Consider the following 1,925-nt stretch of genomic DNA (forward strand, 5'->3'; position numbering starts at 1 on the left):
AACACCCCTATGAAGATGACGACGGAAGAGGCCTTTGTTAAGGTTTTGCAGATGCATGGTATTGAACATGCGTTTGGGATCATTGGCTCTGCGATGATGCCGATTTCGGATCTGTTTCCGAAGGCTGGGATCATGTTCTGGGACTGTGCGCATGAGGGCAGCGCGGGGATGATGGCGGATGGCTACACCCGCGCGACCGGCAAGATGTCGATGATGATCGCGCAGAACGGCCCGGGCATCACCAACTTTGTGACCGCCGTCAAGACCGCCTACTGGAACCACACCCCGCTTCTGCTGGTGACCCCGCAGGCGGCCAACAAGACCATCGGTCAGGGGGGCTTTCAGGAAGTCGAGCAGATGAAGCTGTTCGAGGACATGGTCGCCTATCAGGAAGAGGTCCGCGACCCGACCCGCGTCTGCGAGGTTCTGAACCGTGTGATCATGCAGGCCAAGCGCGCCAGCGCCCCGGCCCAGCTGAACATCCCGCGCGACATGTGGACCCAGGTTGTCGATATCGACCTGCCCGCCATTGTCGAGTTCGAGCGCCCCTCGGGTGGCGAAAGCGCCGTGGCTCAGGCGGCCGAGCTGCTGTCGAACGCCAGGAACCCTGTCATTCTGAACGGCGCCGGTGTGGTTCTGGCCGAAGGCGGCATCGAGGCGTCGAAAGCGCTGGCCGAGCGCCTGGATGCGCCGGTCTGCGTCGGCTACCAGCACAATGACGCCTTCCCGGGCAGCCACCCGCTGTTTGCCGGTCCGCTGGGCTATAACGGTTCGAAAGCGGGGATGGAACTGATCAGCGAGGCGGATGTTGTCCTGTGCCTCGGCACCCGTCTGAACCCGTTCTCGACCCTGCCGGGCTATGGCATCAACTACTGGCCCGCGGATGCCAAGATCATCCAGGTTGACATCAACCCTGACCGTATCGGCCTGACCAAGGCTGTCAGCGTCGGCATCATCGGCGACGCCGCCAAGGTGGCAAAGGGCATTCTGGCCCAGCTGAGCGACACCGCCGGCGACGAAGGCCGCAAGGAGCGCAAAGAGCGCATCGCGCAGAAGAAATCGGCCTGGGCGCAGGAACTGACCTCGATGACCCATGAGGATGACGATCCGGGCACCACCTGGAACCAGCGCGCCCGCGCGGCCAAGCCCGACTGGATGAGCCCGCGCATGGCGTGGCGCGCCATTCAGGCGGCGCTGCCGAAAGAGGCGATCATCAGCTCGGACATCGGCAACAACTGCGCCATCGGCAACGCCTATCCGTCGTTTGAAGAGGGTCGCAAATACCTGGCGCCGGGCCTGTTCGGCCCCTGCGGCTATGGCCTGCCCGCCGTTGTCGGTGCCAAGATCGGCTGCCCGGATGTTCCGGTTGTGGGCTTTGCCGGTGACGGTGCCTTTGGCATCGCGGTGAACGAGTTGACCGCGATTGGCCGCGAGGAATGGCCCGCCGTGACCCAGATCGTGTTCCGCAACTACCAGTGGGGCGCGGAAAAGCGCAACTCGACCCTGTGGTTCGACGACAACTTCGTGGGCACCGAGCTGGACACCAAGGTGTCTTATGCCGGTATCGCGCAGGCCTGTGGCCTGAAAGGCGTTGTTGCCCGCACCCAGGACGAGCTGACCGCGGCGCTGAACCAGGCGATCGAGGACCAGAAGAACGGCATCACCACGCTGATCGAGGCCCTGATCAACCAGGAGCTTGGCGAACCTTTCCGCCGCGACGCGATGAAAAAACCCGTCGCAGTCGCCGGCATCAGCGCCGATGACATGAAGGCGCAGGGCGCTTAACCCCAGGACGAGGCCGGAGCACATGACCCTGACACCCGTCGAGCTGTTGCGGCAAAACGCTCCGGCCACCCGTCCCATAATCGCCCTCAGCGAAGGCAACGACCCCCGCATCACAAAAGGGGCCATCAACGCGCAGAGGG

General features: G+C 63.5%; 1 protein-coding gene. It reads left to right on the forward strand.

The window, feature by feature from the left end; all coding sequences use genetic code 11:
- Positions 1–9 precede the first annotated feature (9 nt).
- The gene (gene xsc / locus ACR0LL_RS21020) at positions 10–1,785 is read left to right on the forward strand and encodes a sulfoacetaldehyde acetyltransferase (RefSeq protein ID WP_209599474.1); all 1,776 of its coding nucleotides are present in this window, start codon (positions 10–12) and stop codon (positions 1,783–1,785) included.
- Positions 1,786–1,925: the final 140 nt, after the last annotated feature.

The organism is Ruegeria sp. AI2, from assembly GCF_056541275.1.